At 67.3% G+C, this 19,995-nt stretch carries 15 protein-coding genes; 5 read left to right on the forward strand and 10 right to left on the reverse strand.

Translation table 11 applies throughout. The features are described 5' to 3' along the window. The first annotated feature begins 5 nt into the window (after positions 1-5). Genes EI169_RS12415 through EI169_RS12425 form a run of 3 tightly spaced genes read left to right on the forward strand, consistent with a single transcriptional unit; the run spans position 6 to position 3,772 of the window. Positions 6-1,412 carry an O-antigen ligase family protein gene (locus EI169_RS12415; RefSeq protein WP_125132615.1) on the forward strand — a complete coding sequence of 469 codons (1,407 nt, stop codon included), beginning with the start codon at positions 6-8 and terminating at the stop codon, positions 1,410-1,412. After that, on the forward strand, positions 1,409-2,761 hold the full coding sequence (locus tag EI169_RS12420) for an O-antigen ligase family protein (RefSeq protein WP_125132616.1): 1,353 nt from the start codon (positions 1,409-1,411) through the stop codon (positions 2,759-2,761). Before EI169_RS12415 ends, EI169_RS12420 begins: the two co-directional genes overlap by 4 nt. Before the next feature lie 12 nt (positions 2,762-2,773). Beyond that, positions 2,774-3,772 carry a glycosyltransferase family 2 protein gene (locus EI169_RS12425; protein WP_125132617.1) on the forward strand — a complete coding sequence of 333 codons (999 nt, stop codon included), beginning with the start codon at positions 2,774-2,776 and terminating at the stop codon, positions 3,770-3,772. Here the strand turns inward: EI169_RS12425 and EI169_RS12430 are convergent. Beyond that, positions 3,757-4,503 carry an ABC transporter ATP-binding protein gene (locus EI169_RS12430; protein WP_125132618.1) on the reverse strand — a complete coding sequence of 249 codons (747 nt, stop codon included), beginning with the start codon at positions 4,501-4,503 and terminating at the stop codon, positions 3,757-3,759. The genes EI169_RS12425 and EI169_RS12430 overlap by 16 nt on opposite strands. Beyond that, positions 4,503-5,294: an ABC transporter permease gene (locus EI169_RS12435; protein ID WP_125132619.1), complete on the reverse strand. Its 792-nt coding sequence runs from the start codon at positions 5,292-5,294 to the stop codon at positions 4,503-4,505. The genes EI169_RS12430 and EI169_RS12435 overlap by 1 nt, the downstream gene beginning before the upstream one ends. 12 nt (positions 5,295-5,306) lie before the next feature. Between EI169_RS12435 and EI169_RS12440 the strand changes: the two genes are divergently transcribed. Both EI169_RS12440 and EI169_RS12445 read left to right on the forward strand, forming a co-directional pair. Continuing rightward, positions 5,307-6,461, forward strand: a complete 1,155-nt coding sequence (locus EI169_RS12440; RefSeq protein WP_125132620.1) for a glycosyltransferase family A protein — start codon at positions 5,307-5,309, stop codon at positions 6,459-6,461. 44 nt (positions 6,462-6,505) lie between these two features. Then, the gene (locus EI169_RS12445; protein WP_240640436.1) at positions 6,506-7,924 is read left to right on the forward strand and encodes a glycosyltransferase; all 1,419 of its coding nucleotides are present in this window, start codon (positions 6,506-6,508) and stop codon (positions 7,922-7,924) included. Positions 7,925-7,937: 13 nt separating this feature from the next. Here EI169_RS12445 and EI169_RS12450 read toward each other — a convergent pair whose 3' ends face one another. The 8 genes from EI169_RS12450 to rfbA all read right to left on the reverse strand — a co-directional run bounded on the left by EI169_RS12450 (position 7,938) and on the right by rfbA (position 19,966). Further along, positions 7,938-9,962, reverse strand: a complete 2,025-nt coding sequence (locus EI169_RS12450; RefSeq protein WP_125132621.1) for a DUF6541 family protein — start codon at positions 9,960-9,962, stop codon at positions 7,938-7,940. Continuing rightward, positions 9,959-11,758 (reverse strand): glycosyltransferase, encoded by a 1,800-nt coding sequence (locus EI169_RS12455; RefSeq protein WP_164515496.1) that lies wholly within the window; start codon positions 11,756-11,758, stop codon positions 9,959-9,961. Before EI169_RS12455 ends, EI169_RS12450 begins: the two co-directional genes overlap by 4 nt. A 20-nt stretch (positions 11,759-11,778) precedes the next feature. Continuing rightward, the gene (gene glf / locus EI169_RS12460; RefSeq protein ID WP_125133464.1) at positions 11,779-12,915 is read right to left on the reverse strand and encodes a UDP-galactopyranose mutase; all 1,137 of its coding nucleotides are present in this window, start codon (positions 12,913-12,915) and stop codon (positions 11,779-11,781) included. Positions 12,916-12,965: 50 nt separating this feature from the next. Further along, positions 12,966-14,171, reverse strand: coding sequence for an ABC transporter ATP-binding protein (locus EI169_RS12465; RefSeq protein WP_164515497.1), 1,206 nt, complete (start codon positions 14,169-14,171; stop codon positions 12,966-12,968). Beyond that, entirely contained in the window at positions 14,171-14,950 is a 780-nt protein-coding gene (locus tag EI169_RS12470) for an ABC transporter permease (RefSeq protein WP_240640437.1), read from the reverse strand. The genes EI169_RS12465 and EI169_RS12470 overlap by 1 nt, the downstream gene beginning before the upstream one ends. Positions 14,951-15,103: 153 nt before the next feature. Next, positions 15,104-17,074, reverse strand: a complete 1,971-nt coding sequence (locus EI169_RS12475) for a rhamnan synthesis F family protein (protein ID WP_125132625.1) — start codon at positions 17,072-17,074, stop codon at positions 15,104-15,106. Further along, positions 17,071-18,984, reverse strand: coding sequence for a rhamnan synthesis F family protein (locus EI169_RS12480; protein ID WP_125132626.1), 1,914 nt, complete (start codon positions 18,982-18,984; stop codon positions 17,071-17,073). Before EI169_RS12480 ends, EI169_RS12475 begins: the two co-directional genes overlap by 4 nt. Before the next feature lie 112 nt (positions 18,985-19,096). Then, positions 19,097-19,966, reverse strand: coding sequence for a glucose-1-phosphate thymidylyltransferase RfbA (gene rfbA, locus EI169_RS12485; RefSeq protein ID WP_125132627.1), 870 nt, complete (start codon positions 19,964-19,966; stop codon positions 19,097-19,099). Positions 19,967-19,995: the final 29 nt, after the last annotated feature.

Below are 19,995 nucleotides of genomic sequence, written 5' to 3' on the forward strand. Positions count from 1 at the left end.
GAGGCGTGGCGGTCCACACCAAGCATCCGGCGTCGGCGCCGCCGGTCGCCCCGGTCCGGGAGAAGACCTCGCACCTCCTCCTGCGCGGCTGGTGCGTCTTCGTGCTGGTGCTGGCGCTCGGCGGGACGGCGTGGGTGCTCGCCGTCGGCGCGATCGCGGCCGGCGTCGTGACCGTCGCATCCGGCATCGTCTCCGCGGTCGTGTGGCTCGTGGTGCGGCCCCCCGTGCAGGGCCGGCGTATGCCGTGGTTCGCGCTGGGGTACGTCGCGTGGGCGGGACTGTCGATGCTGTGGAGCGCGTGGCTCGCGACCTCGGCGCTCACGTGGCTGCTCCTGGTCGTGACGACCTTCCAGGGACTGTTCGTCGCGGCGGTGCTGACGTGGCGCGACATCATCCGCGCGCTCGCGTCGGGGCTCAAGTGGATCATCGGCCTCTCGATCGTGTTCGAGCTGGCCGTCTCGTGGATCGTGCACGGACCGCTGCTGCCCGGATTCGCCGTGCCCGACCGCACATACGACCCGATCGTGTACTGGTCGCGCGACAACTTCTTCGATATCGACGGCCGCATCCAGGGGATCTTCGGCAACGCCAACCTCCTCGGCGGCGTCATGGTGCTCGCGCTCATCGTCTTCGGCGCGCGCTACGCCGCCCGCGCTCCCCGGCGGCCGCTGCTGATCGCGTGGATGGCCGTCGCGGCGTTCCTCCTCATCCGCGCGGGTTCGGCGACCTCCTTCGTCGCCCTGGCCGCCGTCGCCGTCGTGCTCGGCACCGTCCTGCTCATGCGCACGGCCCGGCGCCCCGGCGAGCGCACGCGCTGGTACCTCCTGTATGCCGCGGTCGCGGCGGTGGGCGTCGGCGTCGCGTGGTTCGGCCGCGACACGCTGTTCGGGCTGCTCGGCCGCTCGGCCGATCTCACCGGCCGCGAGGAGATCTGGGCGCGCGTGCTCGACCGCGTCGCGGAGCATCCCGTGATCGGGTGGGGCTTCGCCACCCCGTGGCTGCCGTGGGAGCCGCGGTTCGACCGGTGGATCGTCGACCACGGCCAAACGGTCATGCAGGCGCACAACATGTGGCTGGACGTCCTGCTGCAGGTCGGCGTCGTCGGCGTCGTGCTGCTCGCCCTCGCCTACCTCGCGTTCCTGTGGCGCGCGTGGTTCTTCGCGATCGACCGCCCGCGGTTCGACCTGCGCGCCGACCGTCCCTACTCGCCGCTCACCCTCGTGCCGACCCTCACCGGCGCTCTCCTGCTCGTGCAGGGCGTGTCCGAATCGGGGCCGCTCCTGGTGTGGGGCTGGCTGCTGTTCGTGCTGTTCGCCTTCAAGATCAAGCAGGCGCCGCTGGTCGGCGTCGGCCCGGCCGAGCAGAGCATGGCGATAGAGCGCGGCGAGCAGCCGCAGGCCACGGCGCCGTGACGCCGGGTCCGCCGCATCCGCTCTCGGGCCTGCGCGCCCTGCTCGCCTCCGCCGCGTTCGCCCGCGCCTACGCCCTCACCGCGCTGACCGCCGTCTTCGGAGCGCTCGCGATCGAGCGCATCGCGGGCATCGTCACGATCGCGACGATCATCTCCGGACTCGTCCTCATCGGCCTCGCGATGCTCGTGGCCCGGCGCGCGGAGTACTCCCTCGTGCGCCTGGCCCCCACCACGCTCGCCGTCTTCGTCGCGTGGCTGCTCGCGACCGTCGCGTGGACGGGCGACCCGACGAGCACGCTCGTCAGCTGGCTCAGCCTCGCCGGGATCGCCGTCATCGCCGTCGTCGTCGCGCTCGTGCGCGACACGATCCAGACGGTCCGGGCCCTCGGTGACGTCATGCGCTTCCTGCTGTCGCTGTCGCTCGGTCTCGAGATCCTCTCGGGCATCATCTTCGACACGCCGCTGGATTTCCTGGGCATCCAGGGACGCATCACCGATTTCGGGCCGATCCAGGGCCTGTTCGGCACACGCAACCTCCTCGGCTTCGTCACCGTGATCGCGCTCATCACGTTCCTGATCGAGTTCCGCACCCTGTCGGTGCACTCGAGCGTCGCGATCTACTCCGTCGTCCTCGGCGGGGTGACCGCGACGCTCACCGACTCCCCCACCGTCTTCGTCGTCGCCGTCGCCGTCGCCCTCGCCACCGCCGCGCTCGTGGTCGTCCGGAACGCGCCGCGTGAACGGCGATCGGCACTGCAGTGGGTGCTCGCCGTGGCCGTCATCGTCGGCGTCGTCGCCGGCTACGCGCTGCGCGGCCCGATCGTCCGGCTCCTCGGCGCCGGCACCGATTTCTCGCTGCGCACGGATCTGTGGGCCGCGCTCGTGCCGGTCGTCCGCTTCCGGCCCGTGCAGGGCTGGGGCTGGTTCGGGCCGTGGGTGCCCTCGGAATTCCCCTTCAACGCGATCAACTTCGCGCTCAAGCAGAACCACGCGTCGGCCCTCAACGCCTACCTCGACGTGCTGCTGCAGGCCGGCTGGGCGGGACTGCTGCTCTTCCTCGCGTTCACCGGGGTGGCGCTCGTGCGCGCGTGGCTCGATGCGAGCCAGCGCCGGTCGGTCGTGTACGCGTGGACGCCGCTCATCCTCGTCGCGCTCCTCGTCGACTCGCTCTTCGAGAGCTTCACCCTGTCGGGATTCGGCTGGTTCCTGCTCGTGCTGTGCGCCGTCCGCGCCGGTCAGTCGCGCTCGTGGCGCGAGCGCATGGACCCGCCGATGCCCCCCGGACGCTCGGGGCTGCCCTCGGGGGGCATCGCGCCGGGCGGTCAGGGTCCTGACGGGCCGGCCCGGTAGGATCGACGCGCCATGAGCGAGCCAGAACGCGCCCCGTCCGCAGCAGCGACCTTCGACCCGGCGTCTGCGACCATCGCGATCGTCACGTACAACCGATCGTCGCTCCTCACGCGCCTCCTCGAGAGCATCGTCCGGATGGACCCCAAGCCCGGGCACGTCGTCATCATCGACAACGCATCGGTCGACGACACCGGACCCGTCGTCGAGTCCTTCCGCGACCGCATCGGCACGGAGATCGTCTATCGCCGCCTCGACACGAACACCGGTGGCTCGGGTGGCTTCTCCGAGGGCATGCGCGTCGCCTACGAGCTCGGCTCCGAGTGGATCTGGCTCATGGACGACGACGTCGAGGTCATTCCCGACGGACTGGCCCGGATGGGGGCGTGGGCGCCGCGGTTCCGCAGCATCCAGGGCCGCCGGTACGACTTCGACGGCAGCGAGTTCTACTGGCAGTACCGCGTGGCCGAGGCGCTAGCCATCCCGATCCCCTTCGCCCCCGCGGGCTTCGACGAGTCGGGGTACAAGGAGATGAACTCGGGGTGCTTCGAGGGCATGTTCATCCATCGCGACATCGTCGCCAAGATCGGCCTCCCCGACCCGCGCTTCTTCATCTATTGGGACGACCAGCTCTACGGCTGGCTCGCGTCGCGCCACACCACGTCCGTGATCGTGGACGAGTTCGTCCTGCGACGCACGCGCGAGATCAAGCAGTGGGACATGGGCATCCGCCACATGAACGCGTCGAGCGACGCCTATCGGTACTACATCATGCGCAACCGCGCGATCATCCAGCAGTACTACCGGGCGCACGGCGTCTACCGCGCTGTTCCGTTCACGATGGGGACGGCGCTGACCTTCGCGAAGGAGCTGATCCGCCTCCTGGCGGTGGAACGAACGGTGCGCGGCACGAGCCACCTGTTCCGGGGCCTCCGCGACGGCCGGGCGATCGCGAAGGATGAGTCCTTCCGACCGATGCCCCCGCTCGAGGCGTCGACTCAGCCCGTCGCGTAGTCGGCGTTGTAGCGGTCGAGGACCTCGCCGATCGGGGCGTCCATCGCGAGAGTCCCCTTGTCGAGGTAGAGACCGCGCTCGCAGAAGCGGCGCAGGTCCTTCTCGTTGTGGCTGACGAAGAAGAGCGTCCGCCCCTCGGCGAGCAGCTCGTCGATGCGCGCGTAGCACTTCGCCCGGAACGCCTTGTCGCCGACGGCGAGCACTTCGTCGACAAGCAGGATGGGTTCATCGAGCTGCGACACGACGGAGAACGCCAGGCGCACCTTCATCCCGTTGGACAGGTGCTTGTACGGGGTGTCGACGAAGTCGCCGATCTCGGCGAAGTCGATGATGCCGTCGAACCTGCGATTGACCTCGGCGCGTGACATCCCGTGAAGGCCGGCGGTCAATCGCACGTTCTCCCGCACGGACAGATCGCCCACGAAACCGCCGGTGATCTCGATGAGCGGGGCGACGCCGCCGCGCACGTCGACCGAGCCCTCGTCGGGCAGGAGGACGCCGGCCACGAGCTTCAGCAGCGTCGACTTCCCCTGACCGTTCCGGCCGACGACGCCGATGGACTCGCCGGGGCGTACGTCGAAGGAGACGTCGCGCAGCGCCCAGAACTCCCCTGGGCGACTGCGGCGCGCGGAGCCCGCGAACAGATCCTTGACGGTGCGCCGCCCGCGCTTGTTGCGGCGGAAGCGGACGCCGAGATCGCGGACGGCGATGACGGGTTCGGATGCGGCCATCACAGCTCCTTCAGCACCGGCCGCTCCAGGCGCCGGAAGACGACGACGCCGAGGGCGAGGATGCCGATCGACATCGCCGCCGCGACCGCGATGGACAGCGTGTCCCACTGATCGGGGAAGAAGCCCATCCGGAACAGCGTGAAGATGCCCGAGAGCGGGTTGAACGCCGCGAGCTGCTCGAAGCCACCCGGAAGATCGACAACGCCGTAGATGATCGGCGACGCATAGAAGAGTGCGCGCAGCACGAGCCGGGTCGTGCGCTCGAGGTCGCCGAACAGCACGCACAGCGGGGCGACGATGAGCCCGAGGCCCACCAGCAGCACGCCCTGGAGCACGATGGCGACGGGGAAGAGGAGGAGGCCGGGGCCGACCGGCGCTCCCGCGACGACGGCGAAGAGCACGAGCACCGGGAGCGAGAAGAGGAACTCCATCCCCTTGCTCAGCACAATGCGATTGACCCAGATCGACCGCGGAATCGACGTGGAGCGAACGAGGCGCGCGTCTTTGTTGAAGGCACGGGTGAAGTCGGTGACCGCGGCGTTGAACCACACCCACGGGAGCAGTGCGGTGATGAGGAAGACGATGTAGGGCTGCTCCCCCACGGTCCGCTGGAAGACCTGGGTGAAGACGAACCAGTAGATGGCGCTCATGACGAGCGGATCCAGGACCGACCACACGTAGCCCAGCGCGCTGGTGGCGTACCGGACCCTCAGGTCGCGAGCCGACAGCAACCACAGCGAGTGCAAGTAGCGCCGGGGCGATCCGGGGGCGCCGACGGCGGCGGAGGTCACGCGAATAATCCTATGGGCGAGGGCGCAGAGGGCCCTATCCCCGCCGAACCGGGCGAACTCTTGCACGACCCTGCCGAACTTGCCGGAGCGGTTCGCGGTCCACCGTCAACCGACGTCCAGCGCGGATACGCTAGGCGGATGCAGAGTGCCGGCGCCGACCCTCTCGTTTCCGTCGTGGTCCGAACGCGGAACCGCCCGACGCTCCTGCGGGAGGCACTGCGCGACATCCAAGCCCAAGAGTTCCAAGATTTCGAGATCGTGCTGGTTGACGACGGTGACGACGCCGCGGATGTCGAGGCCGTCCTCGATGACCTCGAGGAGCTTCGTGGACGCGTCCAACTCATCGATCACACATCCGGTCCGCACGGTCGAGCGCGGGCGGCGAACGCCGGACTGCGCGAGGCTCGAGGCTCGTTCGTCGTCCTGCACGACGACGATGACAGCTGGTCCGCTGACTTCCTCGCGGTCACCACCGCATATCTGCTCGCCCACCCCGACGCCTGGGCCGTGGCCACGCACACCGAGGTCGTCGTGCATCGCACCGACGGCGAGAGCGGCGAAGAGCGCGAAGAGCGCGTCCTCCTCACTCCCGAGCTGCGGGCGATCACCATTCCCGACATGCTCAAGGCGAATCGCATCACGACGCATTCGTTCCTGTACCGCCGCGCAGTTCATGAGGAGATCGGCTTCCTGCGGGAGGACCTGCCCGCGCACGAGGATTGGGAGTTCTATCTCCGGTTCATCGCCCGGCATCCCATCGACCTGCTTCCGCTCCCGGCGCGAGCCTTCTGGCACCACCGACCCGAAGCTGTCGGCGATCAAGGCAACAGCGTCTTCGTCCTGGACGTCGACCACGAATCGACGCAGGCGCGCATCCGTGACGAAGAGATCCGCGCGGCGGCCGCGCGCACAGGCTGGGGACCCGCGCTGCACCTTTCGCATGTCGCCGCGTCGATGGAGAAGGCTCTCGACGCTCGAGCCGCGCAGCTCCGAGCCGATCACGACGACGTGCGCTCCCGGCTCGAGGCGATCGAGGCACGGCTCGATGACCTGCTGCGAGCGCTCGGCGAGGTGCATCGGCGGGTCGACGAGACATCGGAGCTCGTGATGCAGCGCACCAGTGTCGGAGGGATGCTCCGTCGGGTCCGCAGCGCCCTGCGACGGTGAGCGGGTCCGAGTGGACCGATCGCCGTTGGTAGTGTGTCCCGGTCATGATTCACGCCGACGAGACCCCTCGCACTGCGCGCACGCGCGTCCTGCTGATCACCGGAGATCCGATCCGCTCGCGGATGGCGGGCCCAGCGATCCGGGTCTGGAACATGGCGGAGCAGCTCGCGCCGTTCTGCGACGTTCGGATCGTGTCGTGGAAGCGCATCGAGCGCACCAGTGATCGGTTCGGTCTGCACCATGTTCCGGAGTACGACGACACCGCCATGGCAGCCCACGAGAAGTGGGCCGACGTCATCGTCGTCCAAGGCATGTCCTTCCGCATCTTTCCTGTCATCGCGCGCACGGAGAAGATCGTGGTCGCGGATCTGTACGACCCCTTCCAGCTCGAGCAGCTTGAGCAGAACAAGCATGAGGAGCGCCCGGTCTGGGAGGAGGAAGTATGGAAGGCCGTCTCCCTGCTGAACCAGCAGCTCGCGCGCGCGGACTTCTTCCTGTGCGCAACGGACCGCCAGCGTGATCTCTGGCTCGGCAACCTCTCGGCTCTCGGCCGTCTGAATCCTGCGACGTACGCGTCGGACCCGAACTTCGACAGGCTGCTCGCGATCGCGCCCTTCGGCCTGCCCGCCGAGCCTGCCGTGCGCACACGTGCGGCCATCAAGGGAGTGGTGCCGGGGATCGCCGCCGACGACAAGGTGCTCATCTGGGGCGGAGGAATCTACAACTGGTTCGATCCGGTCACACTGATCGAAGCGATGGCGATCCTGGCCCCCTCACGCCCGGACATCAAGCTCTTCTTCTTGAGCACCGCCCACTTCAATCCCGACGTCCCTGAGATGAAGGTCGCCACGGACGCGATCGCAAGGGCGCGCGAGCTCGGTGTGTACGGGACGAACGTGTTCTTCAACGATGGATGGGTGGAGTACGACGACCGCGTCAACTATCTGCTGGACGCCGATCTCGGGGTCAGCACCCATCCGATCCACGCGGAGACGCGGTTCTCCTTTCGCACCCGGATCCTGGACTATCTGTGGGCCGGGCTCCCTGTCGTGTCCTCAGACGGCGACGCCTTTGCCGACCTGGTGCGCAGCACCGGCTGTGGCCGGGTCGTCGCACCACAGGACGCCGCGGCACTCGCGGCGGCGGTGCGGGAGCTGCTCGACGATGCGGATTCGCTGGACGTCGCCCGTCGCGCGGTGGCCGAGATACGAGAACAGTTCCGCTGGGAACGCACTCTGGCTCCTCTGGTGGAGTTCTGCCGGAACCCTGCGGTCGCCCCCGATCGCGGCACGATGCGTCGGTCCCCGATCGCGGATCGCGGCGGATTCGAGCGGATTCTCGCGATGCCGCGCGGGCGACGGCGCGATCTCGCGCTGCTCGTGCACTATCTGAGACGCGGTGGTCTCGCGCTCGTTCGCGAGAAGCTCGCAGAGCGACGCGCTCGAGTGACATCGGACGACTGAGTCGACTGATCGATCAGTTCGCCGGGAGCGGTCCGCACTGATCGATCCGCAACAGCGACGAGTCCCCGTCGGTCGCCACTGTCGTGAAGAGTCCCGCCTGCACGGCCGCATGGATGGCGGCGAACTTGTTCCCCGAGGGATCGCCCCCACCGAACTCGTGCGGCGCGTAGACGACGAAGCGCACGCGTAGCGCATCGAGAGCCGCGCACACAGCCGGATCGTCGCCGATGCCGTCGAGACGCGTCGCCAAGATCGCGCGCTGGGCGTCCCACTGTCCGTTGACGTGCGGAAAGACCGGCTCACGACCGCCGTACACGAGCGAGAGCGCAGAACCGTCCCAGGGATCTCCGAGGACGCGCTGGTCAGGCGGGATCCACGATGCCGAAGCGCGGAGGAACTCGATCTGCGCGGCCGACACGACCTCGGTCGAGGCCGCCGTCGATGGTAGGCGGAACACGAAGGCGACGTCGCGCGGCAGACCACCCACCGCGAGTCCGAGGATGGCGGATGACGCGGTCGCCGCCGCGAGGACAAGCGGAAGGGTGCGCATCAGCCGACCGCGAACCCGCGCTGCCAGCGCGAGGATGCCGAAGGTCGCCAGTGTCACCCCCAGTACCGGCAGGACCGAGCTGAGGCGGTAGCGGTCCTTGTACCACAGGGCGGTGAGCAGCTTCGTCAGCACATCGTCAGACCCGGCTGCGAGCGCGAAGAGGATCGCGACGCTCGCGTAGGCCACGGCCATCCAACGGAACCCGCGACGGCGCCCAGCCGCGACGATGCCGATCAGCACGGCCACGGCCAGCACAGCCGCCGGGAGCGTCGGACCGACTGCCACGCCCGTCGGCCACGATTGGGCGAGGACTTGGAGGAGGCCCTGTGCGATGGACTGATCACCGCGCGCCTGGGGTCCGCTGAGGCGGTCTGTGAGCGGGCGCTCGAACAGACCGAGCCCGAACACGGCGTATGAGAAGACGGCCGCGGTCATCAGCAGCGCCGCGGCGAGAAAGCCCACCAGGAGCATCCGCGCGCGACGCGCCGTCACCCCGCCTCTCGCAAGGGCTGATCGATAGGCGGCGACGGCTGAGGAGATGACGAACGGCGCGATGATCAGCGCCCAGCTCGCCAGCACCCGCGGCTGCGCGAAGCACACCGCGACCAAACCGAGAGCCGCGGCGGTCGCAGCGGTCGAGCCCCCGAGGGCCGGCAACCGGCGCGATTCGCCCCGCCGCAGTCCTCGGATCGCGACCGGCGCCGCGATTGCGACGGGAAGCACGGCCGTCGCGAGGAAGGTGGGATACAACGAGCCCCACGTCAGAAGCGTGTACGGCATCGCAGCGAACGTCGCGGAAAGCAGAGTGGCGACACAGCTCACCAGAACGCGATCGAACTGCGGCAGGAGCACGACGGCGAGCCACGCACTCCCGGGCACCCATATCGCCACAGCGACGGCGAGCCACGTCGCGTTGACCGCGACCGGGACACCCGCTCCACTGAGCTGTGCGGTCAGGGCGACGATCGAGTGCCACCCCGACGGGTAGAACGCCCACGTCTTGTCGGTTTCGATCAAGGTCCGCAATGTCAGCGACGACGCGTCACCCGTCTCGAGGATGTGCGCGATCGCCGCAAGGTGGAAGACGTTGTCGTAGGTCTGGCTGATGCGACTCGGGTCCGGAACCTGGGAGAACGCGAGGAAGGCGATCGCGACCGCGGCAAGCCCCCAGGCGACGACGACCGAAGCCCGCGGCATGCGCGGCGGCGGCTCGTCGCGACCCCGCGGCGCAACCTTGCGCAGCAGCGTCCAGAGCGCCACGCCGACGACGGCGGCCGTGATGAGGACCGGAGCCGCCGTGAACGGTATCCGCACCAGCCCGGCGATCACTCCGGCAAGCCCGACGACCGCGATGCCCGACGCGCCACCGACCGCGATGCGAGCGTGAGCGGACAATCTCAGCGGCCACGTGGCCAACAGGCCGGGAACCATGATGACCGCCACTGCGACGAGCGCCGGAATGATCGCGCTCCCCCATGCCGAGCTCATGTGCCGAACACGTCCGCCCAGGATGCGGGCGACGTCAGTGTGGCGCGCTCGTTCCGGAACGCGCGGGACAGGGCCGGCCACCGCCACCACAACCGCGCGTGCAGTCGCAGACTGCGCTGTAGCGCGGTCCGCGAGGATGCACGTGATCGGCGATGGATCACGCGCCCGGAGCCGTCGGGGAGATCGACCACGGCGGAGTCGGCATCGGCGAACACCCACCACCCGAGACCGGCCGCGGTCGAATGGACCTCCGGTACGGCCGAGAATCGCTCGCGAACGAAGAACTGCCGCGCTACCGTGCGCAGGAGCAGCGCAAACGCCGATGGTGCGCTCTTCGGGCGTGCACGCGCGGGTGCGACGAGTACGGGCGCATCGACGGGTGTCGCCTCCGGGAAGCCGCCCCACAGCCTCCGGACCTGTGCAGCGCGGGTCGAGAGCCACTCCGGCAACGACTCAGGACCGGCGAGAACATCGGAAAGCGCCTGGGCGCGCAACCTCACGGCGGCGTAGTTCGCGCTCAAGAGGGGTTTCAGATCACCAAGGAACGATTGGAGGATGAGACCGTTCGCACGGCGGTATGGAGAGTGAAGGAGTTCGGTGATGACACGGTTGCGGTGGAGGAAGTAGGCCTCCCAGGTCCTGGTCGGCGATTTGCCGCCCCAGCCCATGTGCCACAGCGCGATGCCCGGCACGCTGACCGTGCGCACCCCCGCACGCCCCGCCCGCAAGCCGAACTCGACGTCATCGCCCTTCAAGAACAGCGGCATCGCGAGGCCGACCGACTCGAGCAGCGCACGGGGGATGAGGCACATCCACCAGCCGGCGAAGTCTGATCTTTGGGGCGAGTGGAACTGGGCGGCAGCGCGCATGCCCACCCGCGCGAAGTCGTGGTCGTACGCCCCGGGGCGGTTCAGGTCGATCCAACCGCGATGATGATCCCAGAGCTCTCCCTGCACATAAAGGCGAGCGCGGTCGTCGAGATGGAGCATCCCGCCGCCGACGACAAGAGGTTCGCGTGCAGCATCCGCGAACCGGACGACTCGGCCGATCGTTTCCGGTTCCGTCCTCGCGTCATCGTCGAGAAGCAGCACGAAGCCCTCGCGGGCGTCCCGCAGGACTTCCAGCATTCCTCGGCTGAACCCACCGGAGCCGCCGAGATTCGGCTGTCGGATGATCCGCAGCCGATCGCCGAGCAGGCCCGCAATCGCTTCGAACTCCGCGCGCGCGTCCACTCGGTCGGTGCCTTGGTCGACCACGATCACCCGCTCGACGACCTCCCACACGTGAGCGTCCTTGCCGAGGGCGCGCAGCTGCGCGAGGCAGTCGTCGGGGCGGTTGAACGTCGCCATCACGACGACCGCCCGCTCACTCAGAGTCCGCTCCAGCTCCCAGTGGGCTTCGACCAGGGTGAGCGGGGCGTCGGCGGCGGCCGCGAGGTCGATCCAGGCGTTGCCTCCGCCCGTGAAATCAGTCAGGGAGACGCGAAGCTCGGCATCCATCTCACCCACGACATCGAACGCCGCCGCCTGTCTCGATCGCGCTCCTCCGTCCGAGAACACGACACGGATCACGCCGCGTCCCTCGGCCCGCACGCGGAGCACCACCTCGGAAGCGTTCGTCTCCGCACGCCACACCGAGGCAGGAAACGCGTTGAAGTACGACCCCAGCGAGACCGACCCGCCCGGGCGGATGCGCAGACGACGACGTCCCTCCACGGCGGCGTCCGACGCGTCTCCGTCGATGTAGAGGGGGAGGATCTGTGCATCGTCGGCGCTCGGAAACACCACGCGCCACACCGGCGTGCTGTCCGCAGCACTCATGACAACGTGTTGTTCCACATCGACAGCGCCGACCCGATCGCCATGTGCATGTCGAGGTACTGATACGTGCCGAGGCGCCCACCGAAATGGACGCTCTTCTCCCCCTTCGCCAGCTCGCGATAGGCCAACAGGCCCGCGCGGTCGTCGGGGGTGTTCACCGGATAGTAAGGCTCGTCCGCGCGCTCGGCGAAGCGCGAGTACTCGCGGACGATGACCGTCTTGTCGGTCGGGTACCGATCCGACCGCTCGGGATGGAAGTGCTTGAACTCGTGGATGCGCGTATAGGGAACGTCGGCGTCGGCGTAGTTCATGACGCTCGTCCCCTGGAAGTCGGCGATCGGCAGCACTTCCTGCTCGAAGTCGAGGGTTCGCCACGACAACGCCCCTTCGGCGTAATCGAAGTACCGATCCACCGGACCCGTGTACACGACCGGGACCTGCCCGACCGTCGCCGCCTTGTGCAACGGCTGCGACGCGTCGAAGAAATCGGTCGACAGCTTCACTTCGATATTGGGGTGGTCGGCCATGCGCTCGAGCCACGCCGTGTAGCCGTCGACCGGGAGCCCCTCCCATGCGTCGTTGAAATACCGATTGTCGTACGTGTACCGCACAGGCAGGCGCGAGATGACCTCGGCGGGAAGGTTCTTGGGATCCGTCTGCCACTGCTTGGCGGTGTAGTCGCGGATGAACGCCTCGTACAACGGCCGGCCGATGAGGCCGATCGCACGCTCCTCGAGGTTCGACGCCTGCTTCGCGTCGAACTCCCCCGCCAGCTCGTGGACGAGTGCGCGTGCTTCGTCCGGCCCGTAGGCCGCCTGGAAGAACTGGTTGATCGTGCCGAGGTTGATGGGCAGGGGGTACACCACGCCTTTGTGGGTCGTGTAAACCCGGTGCACGTACGACGTGAACTGCGTGAAGCGGTTGACGTACTCCCACACCGACGGGTTCGACGTGTGGAAGAGGTGCGCCCCGTACCGGTGGACTTCGATGCCCGTCTCGGGTTCGTCTTCGCTGTATGCGTTGCCGCCGATGTGATGGCGGCGGTCGATGACGGTCACTTTGCGGCCGGATGCGGCGGCGCGTTCGGCGATCGTGAGACCGAAGAAACCCGAACCGACGACGAGCAGGTCCATCGCCATCCCTCCTTGTCATCACCCGGGTGAGCCGGGCGCCGAATCACGTGTCAGGCGAGAGCGACGTTCGCAGCGACCGAGCCGAGAGCGTTGGACGTGCCCGACACCGTGAACTCGACCGCGCCCATCAGAGCATGGGCGGTCGGATCGCTCACGCCGGAGAAGTTCGCATTGACGTAGTAGCTGCCGGGATTCAGCCGAGCGTCGCGCACGCGAAGATCGAACGACCTGTCGCTCGACAGCGGGGGGAGCTCGATCCCGAGAACATCGCTGTTGGATGCGAGCGCCATCTGACCGCTCGCCGTGTCGATGCTGAATCCGAGCAGCCAGCGTGCAACGGGCTGCCGAACCGCGAGATGGATTCGCACGGTGAAGTCATCACCGACGCCCATCTCGTTCAATGGCCTCCCCCGCGAGTCCAGGATCTCGACCCGCTCGACCTCGACCGACCGGGACGTCTGCTCCGGGCGCGCCTTACCCACCGCGTTCTGCTCGAGAAGCTCGCGGAACCGCTCGATCGCCGGTTCCGGCATGCCGTCGAACGCCATGCGGCCGCGATGCATGAGGATCACCCGATCGCACAGGGACTCGATCTGATCCAGCGCGTGACTGACGATGATGATCGTCCGACCCTGTTGCTGGAACTCCTCGATCTTGTCCAGGCACTTCCGCTGGAACTGCTCGTCACCGACGGCGAGCACCTCGTCGACGAGCAGGATGTCCGGGTCGGTGTGGACGGCGATCGCGAAGGCCAGCCGGACGTACATGCCCGACGAGTAGAACTTGACCTGCGTGTCAATGAAATCGCCGACGCCGGAGAACTCCAAGATGGACGCGAAGTTGGCCGCCGTCTCCTCTCGGCTCAAGCCGAGCACCGCCGCATTGAGGTACACGTTCTCGCGACCGGTCAGGTCGGGATGGAACCCGGCGCCGAGCTCGAGGAGAGCGGCGATCCGCCCGCGCTGCTCGACCGTGCCCGACGTCGGTTGGATAATGCCGCCGATGACCTTGAGCAGTGTGCTCTTGCCTGACCCATTGTGACCGATCAGACCGATCGTCGCTCCGGCCCGGATGTCCAGGTCGACATCGCTCAGGGCCCAGAAATCCTGACGATGCCGCCGACCCGCTCGCCCGAGCGTGATGATCCGCTCCTTGAGCGACGAATCCTTCCGCACGGTGAACCGCTTGGATACGCCGTGGAGTCGAATCACCTCTGGGTGACGCTGATCGGCGGCCGGCGAACTCGGTTCGGACATCACAGCTCCTGCGCGAAGTTGCCCTGCAGCCGCAGGAAGACACGGTGGGCGACGAACAGCAGGACGACGCCGACGACGAGGGCGATCAACAGGCGGAGCGCGAGGAGCGGCGGTGAAGGCAGAGCGTCGCCGGCAACCCAGAACGCACGTTGGAAGCCGAGGATCGCCAGCGTCAGCGGGTTGTTCGTGTACAACTCGAGTGCGACCTGATTCGTGATGATGCCCTGCACCATCTGCCACGAATACACCACGGGCGACATCCAGAAGAGCAGCATGGTTGCCACCTCGACGAGGTATTGGATGTCGCGAAGGTAGACGTTGATCGCCGCGAACAGGAGTGCGAAGGCGAGCCCGTAGACCAGCACCACGAGGAGAGCAGGGAAGACGTACAGGATGTCCGCGTGTAGCGGGGGGGCTCCGACCAGAATGGTCGCGACGAGCAAGACGACGATCTGAATCCCGAAGTTAAACAGCGCAGACCCCGTGCTCGCGAGAGGGAAGAGCTCGCGGGGCATGTACACCTTCTTCACAAGCCCCGCGTTCGCGAGTACCGACGCGGTGCCTCCGACGGCGATCTCCTGGAAGAGCCCCATGGCGGTGAGGCCGGTGAAGACGTACACCGCGAAGTCAGGGATGCCCCGCGCCGCGCCGAGGAAGTGGCCCAGAACCACGAAGTAGATCGCCAGCTGCACGAGTGGCCGCGCCAGCGCCCACAGGAATCCGAGCGCCGAGTCCTTATACCGGGCCTTGAGATCTCGCTTGACCAGCAGGTCAAGCATCTCTCGATGCGAGAAGATGTCGCGAGCGGATGCGAAGATGGCGCGGGGAGACATCCCGCCCACCGCTCCAACGGTCCGCATCGGAGTGACGGCGAGCCGATCGAAGCGGGCCTGCGCAACGGCAGGGTCAAATTCAGGCATGTCGAACCAATCTTATCGCTCGTCCTGCGGAAGCACCGGCGCGTCCGCGCGCGACCGACGCCGAGGCGGACGCGCAGCGAGGAAGCGGCGGCCGAGAGCGCGCACCCGAGCAGTCCGGTCGTAAACCCGCAGCATCCGCTGCTCCTGGTGCGGGCGATGCAGGCGGAAGAAGATCGACAAGAACTCCCGGAACGATCCGTCGACGATCGGCCCCAGCCGCTTCAGGAACTGGATCTGATGCATGGTGTTCTCAGGGAGTGTCTGCGCGAGCTGGTCGAGGTTGTATTCGAGTGCGGTGTGGCTCGCCGCGAGGTAAGACCTGTTCGCGATCGTCCGGGCATGGTATCCGCGCTCCCCCGCGGCGTACACGGGCAGACGCTCGAGTACGTGCGCGAGGCTGCCGTCGTCGTAGGCGCCGGCGAACTGCGCGTAACTCCACTCGTGCTCGACCAGAAGCCGCAGAGCCTCGGGCCGCGCGAAGAACATCGAGCCGAAGGGAGCGAGCGGACTGGTCTCATCGAGCGGGACGCGGATGTTCAGAAGTCGGCACAGCTCCTGCACGCCCGGCTTGTTCGCCCACCAAGCGTGCCCCATCGTCGGGTAACCCAGGTGGATCATCGGGGGGAACGCGAGCCCCAGGCCGCGCTCCTGCTGGAACAACGCCACGACATTTGCGGCGTACTCACGGGAGCGGAGGAGGTTCTCGAACTGCTGCCGCTGGAAGTGCGCGCCGACCGATCGACCGTCCTGCGGCGTCATCTTCGAGTGGATCTTGACGACCAGATCGTAGGCTCCGCTGAGCAGTTCATCTCGGCAGCCGATGAGGAAGGCGGACTGGTCGCGCCCGTCGTTGGAATCGACGACGCGCACCTCGCGCCGGCCGCGCGATCCTTCCCGTTCCTCGAGCATCCGCTCGATGACCTCAGCGCGCTCCAGGTCGGGTGTCGTGATGATGAGGTCGAACGAGCCCGGCAGGAGGTCGGCGCGAGAGAGGATGTCGCTCGTCATCTCGACGTAGTACACGTGCGCGACGACGAGCGTGCGAAGCGGCGCGCCGGCGTCGTACGTCGACGCGTCCTCACGGACGACCTCGAGCATGGCGGCATCTGTATTGAGGATCTTCGGGGCGACGTTCCTCGCGAGATCGGCATAGATGAGCTCCACCGGATATCCGTGCCGCTGTGCTGCCGACAGAGTCCACCGCCCCACCGACCCGAGCGCATCCATGAAAGGCGGCCATTGGAAGAACGGGCGTCGCTTCAGCGTCGGGCAGCCGACGTCCATCAACTGCTCTGCGTACAGGACCGAGTGGTTCTCGATCTTGTCCGTCAAGGTGGGGAACGCCACCTGTCCGCTGAAGCCGAGTCGGGTGAAGTGCTCGGTGAACACCCCTTCGTGCTTCACGACCGCATCGGAGTAGCTCGTCATCTCGGGCAGGTCTCGCCAGTACGCGATCCATTCCTCCGACTCCAGCATCGACCGACGCACGCCGAGCCAGTACGACTGCAGGTGGTAGGGAAGGTATCCGGTCTGGGTGAAGGGATGCGGCTCGACGCGGGTGTGGTCGGTCATCCCCCAGAAATGCAGCCGCGCGCGATCCATGCGATCGAAGACGGGGGCGAACGGTCGCACCGGACCGAACCAGGTGTCGTTGACGAGGAGTACCTCGTCGAACTCTCCGATCCGATCCGCCATGGCGTCCAGACCGGCTTTGTACCCCCAGATGTCGTACCCGCGATTCTCGCGCTCGAGAACTTGGTCGGCAACGGCGGCCAATCGATTCCTGCCGAGGTCGCTGAGTGGCCCGTTGGACACGGCGAGAATGTGCGTGCAGTGCGCGCGCAACGCGCGAAGCGCATACGGGATGTAGTCCTCGACGTCACCCCGGGGGTCGTAGACGACGTAGATGAGAAGGCGTTGCCCTCCTCGCGGAAACTCGTCGGCCGGCCGCGCCGGGCTCGCGATGAGTTCTGCGGTCTTCACGGACGGCTCCCCTTTCGCCCGCCGGTCAATCGGCCGATCATTCGGCGTCCCGCCGACGCGATCGCATACGAACGAAAGGCCACGCGGTACAGCGGCCGCAGCCGACCGACGACGCGCGGATGGTTGAGGCGGAGGTACATGCGCGCCAACGCGACCGGCCCGCCGTACCCGGTCGATCCAGCCCGGTGCAGGAGGCGGATCTGCTCCACAGGCCACCCTCGCGTGGTGGAGGACATCTCATCCGTCTTGTATTCCAGCGCGGTGTGGCTGATCGCCGCGTGCTCAGCGCTCAGCACCGTGCGGGCGTGGTACCCGAGCTGTCCCGCCGCCGCCACCAGAACACGTTCCTGCACATGCGCCAGTCGTCCGAACCGTCGGGAGGAGCCCGAGTTGTAATCGCCGTATGACCACGGGTGAGCAGCGAGGAGGCGCAGCGCCGCCGGACGCGCCACGAACATTCCCCCGTAGGGAGCGAGAGGTGAACCGACGTCGAGCGGCACGGAAATCCCGAGCATGCGACACAGCTCCTGCGCGCTCCCACGCAAGCCCGCCCAGCCATTCCCCATCGTCGCGTAGCCGATGTGCATCATCGGCGGAAAGACGATTCCGAGTCGGGGCTCGGACTGGAACAGGGCAAGAAGATTTCTCACATACGGCTCGTCCTCAAGGAGATTCTCCCACTGGTAGCGCCGGAAGTAGCGCCGGACGTTCACGGTCTTGCGACTCTTGCGGCGGCTGTGGACCTTGAGTACGAGGTCGAAGTCGTCGGACAGGAGGACGTCCCGGCAGGCGACGAAGAGGTCGCTCATGTCGCGACCGGGACTCGCTGGAGTGACGCGTAGTTCGCTATCGTGCCCTGTACGCGCCGTCCATGAGTCGAGGACGGGCTGCAGGCGCGCGGCGGTCAATCCGTCAAGAGAGGTCACGACAGCCGTCACCGTGCCGGGCACCACCGCGAGGCGTTCGAGCAGATCGCTCAGACCCTCGACATCGCTCACATGTATGACAGCGGCGACGCGGAACGGCCGTTCCGGGTCATACGACGGCGGAGCTCCGGTCAAGATCTCCAGCATCCCCCCGATCGCGTTGAGCGCCTTCGGAGGAACGGTGCGAGCGAGGTGCTGCCAGATGAGGTCGGCAGGATATCCGCCGGCCGCGGCCTCCTCAGCGGTCTCGCGTCCGATGGCACCGAATCGCTCGAGGTGTGGAGGGAAACTGGAAAGCGACTCCACGTCGATGATGGGGAAGCCGTCCTGGATCAGCGCTCGCGCGGCGAACAACGAAGCGTCATGGGAGCCATAGGCCGACCCCGGGTAGATTGCGCCGCACCTCAGTCCGGCTGACTCGAGACCGGCCAAGAGTTCGTGTGACGTGAGCGCGACCACGGCGCCTTCGAAGATGCCGCGGGCCACGGGCAGAGTATCCGCGCGAAGGGCCGTCCAGAGCCAGGAGTTTCGGACACACGGGAAGCCCTCGTCGGGGAATGCTTCGCGCTCGCCACGCGGACTCTCCACCGCTTCCCAGGCGTCCAGCCCGCGACGCTCCGCATCTGCGAAGAGGGGCTGGAGGTCGTGCACGGGGCCGAACCATGCGTCGCCCGTCAACACGACCTCGGCGACCTCGTACTCGGAGATCATCAAGTCGGCTTCGCGCAGATAGATGCGGTGAGTCGCATCGTCTTCGACGATGACACGATCCGCGACGGCAGTCAGCCGCTGAATCTCGCCTTCGGGGAGAGGCGGGATCGCCACCACGGTGATCGCGCGCGCGAACGGACGCAGCGACTCGAGCGCGTGGAAGACGTACTCGTCGACCTCCGACGTCGCGCGACACAGGATGTAGACGAAGCCCCTCCTCGACGGACGCGTGCCGACGCCTGCTTCTCTCACGGTCTCGGAGGTACCATCCATCGATCGTCGTCCTTCGGTGCGGATCAGGTGACGGGCGCACGACCCGTGCGCAAAGCCGTGAGTCTAACCTGCGGGGTTGCGGGCCCTTCTCAGATTCCGCGCGCCCGTGGCGTCACCGCCCTTGCTCGAGCGCGGACAACAGGTAGCGCCCGTAGCCGCTCTTGACCAGCGGTTCCGCGCGCGCCCGGAGCTCGTCATCGCTGAGGAATCCCATTCGCCACGCCACTTCCTCAGGGCAGCCGATCGACAGGCCCTGTCGCTTCTCCACGGTCCGGATGAAGTCGGTCGCCTCTGCCAAAGAGTCGAACGTTCCGGTGTCGAGCCAGGCGGTGCCACGCGGCAGCAGTTCGACGCGCAGGCGACCACGCTCCAGGTACGCCGAGTTGAGGTCGGTGATCTCCAGTTCTCCGCGGGCAGACGGACGCAGTGCTTTCGCCATGTCGACGACGTCGTTGTCGTAGAAGTAGAGCCCGGGCACTGCGTAATGACTTTTGGGCGCCGAGGGCTTCTCCTCCAGCGACACCACGCGTCCGGAGTCATCGAACTCGACGACGCCGTAAGCGGTCGGGTCATCCACCCAGTATCCGAAGACCACGCCGCCCTCTAGATCGCGATACTGCCGAAGACGTGAGCCCATCCCCTGCCCGTAGAAGATGTTGTCGCCGAGGATGAGCGCGGCGGACTCACCGCCGATGTGGTCTTCGCCCAGGATGAAGGCCTGCGCGAGACCGTCGGGTGAAGGCTGGATCTTGTACGAGAGGTTGATGCCGAACCTCGAGCCGTCGCCGAGAAGCCGCTGGAACTGGTCCGAGTCCTGGGGAGTCGTGATGATGAGGATGTCTCTGATGCCCGCGAGGATCAATGTCGCGAGCGGGTAATAGATCATCGGCTTGTCATACACCGGCACGAGCTGCTTCGACGTTCCCAAAGTGATGGGGTGAAGGCGCGAGCCTGTGCCGCCCGCAAGGATGATTCCACGCATGCCATCAGTCTGTCCGATGGTGCGAACCA

Source organism: Microbacterium sp. 10M-3C3 (assembly GCF_003931875.1).
Classification (GTDB): domain Bacteria; phylum Actinomycetota; class Actinomycetes; order Actinomycetales; family Microbacteriaceae; genus Microbacterium.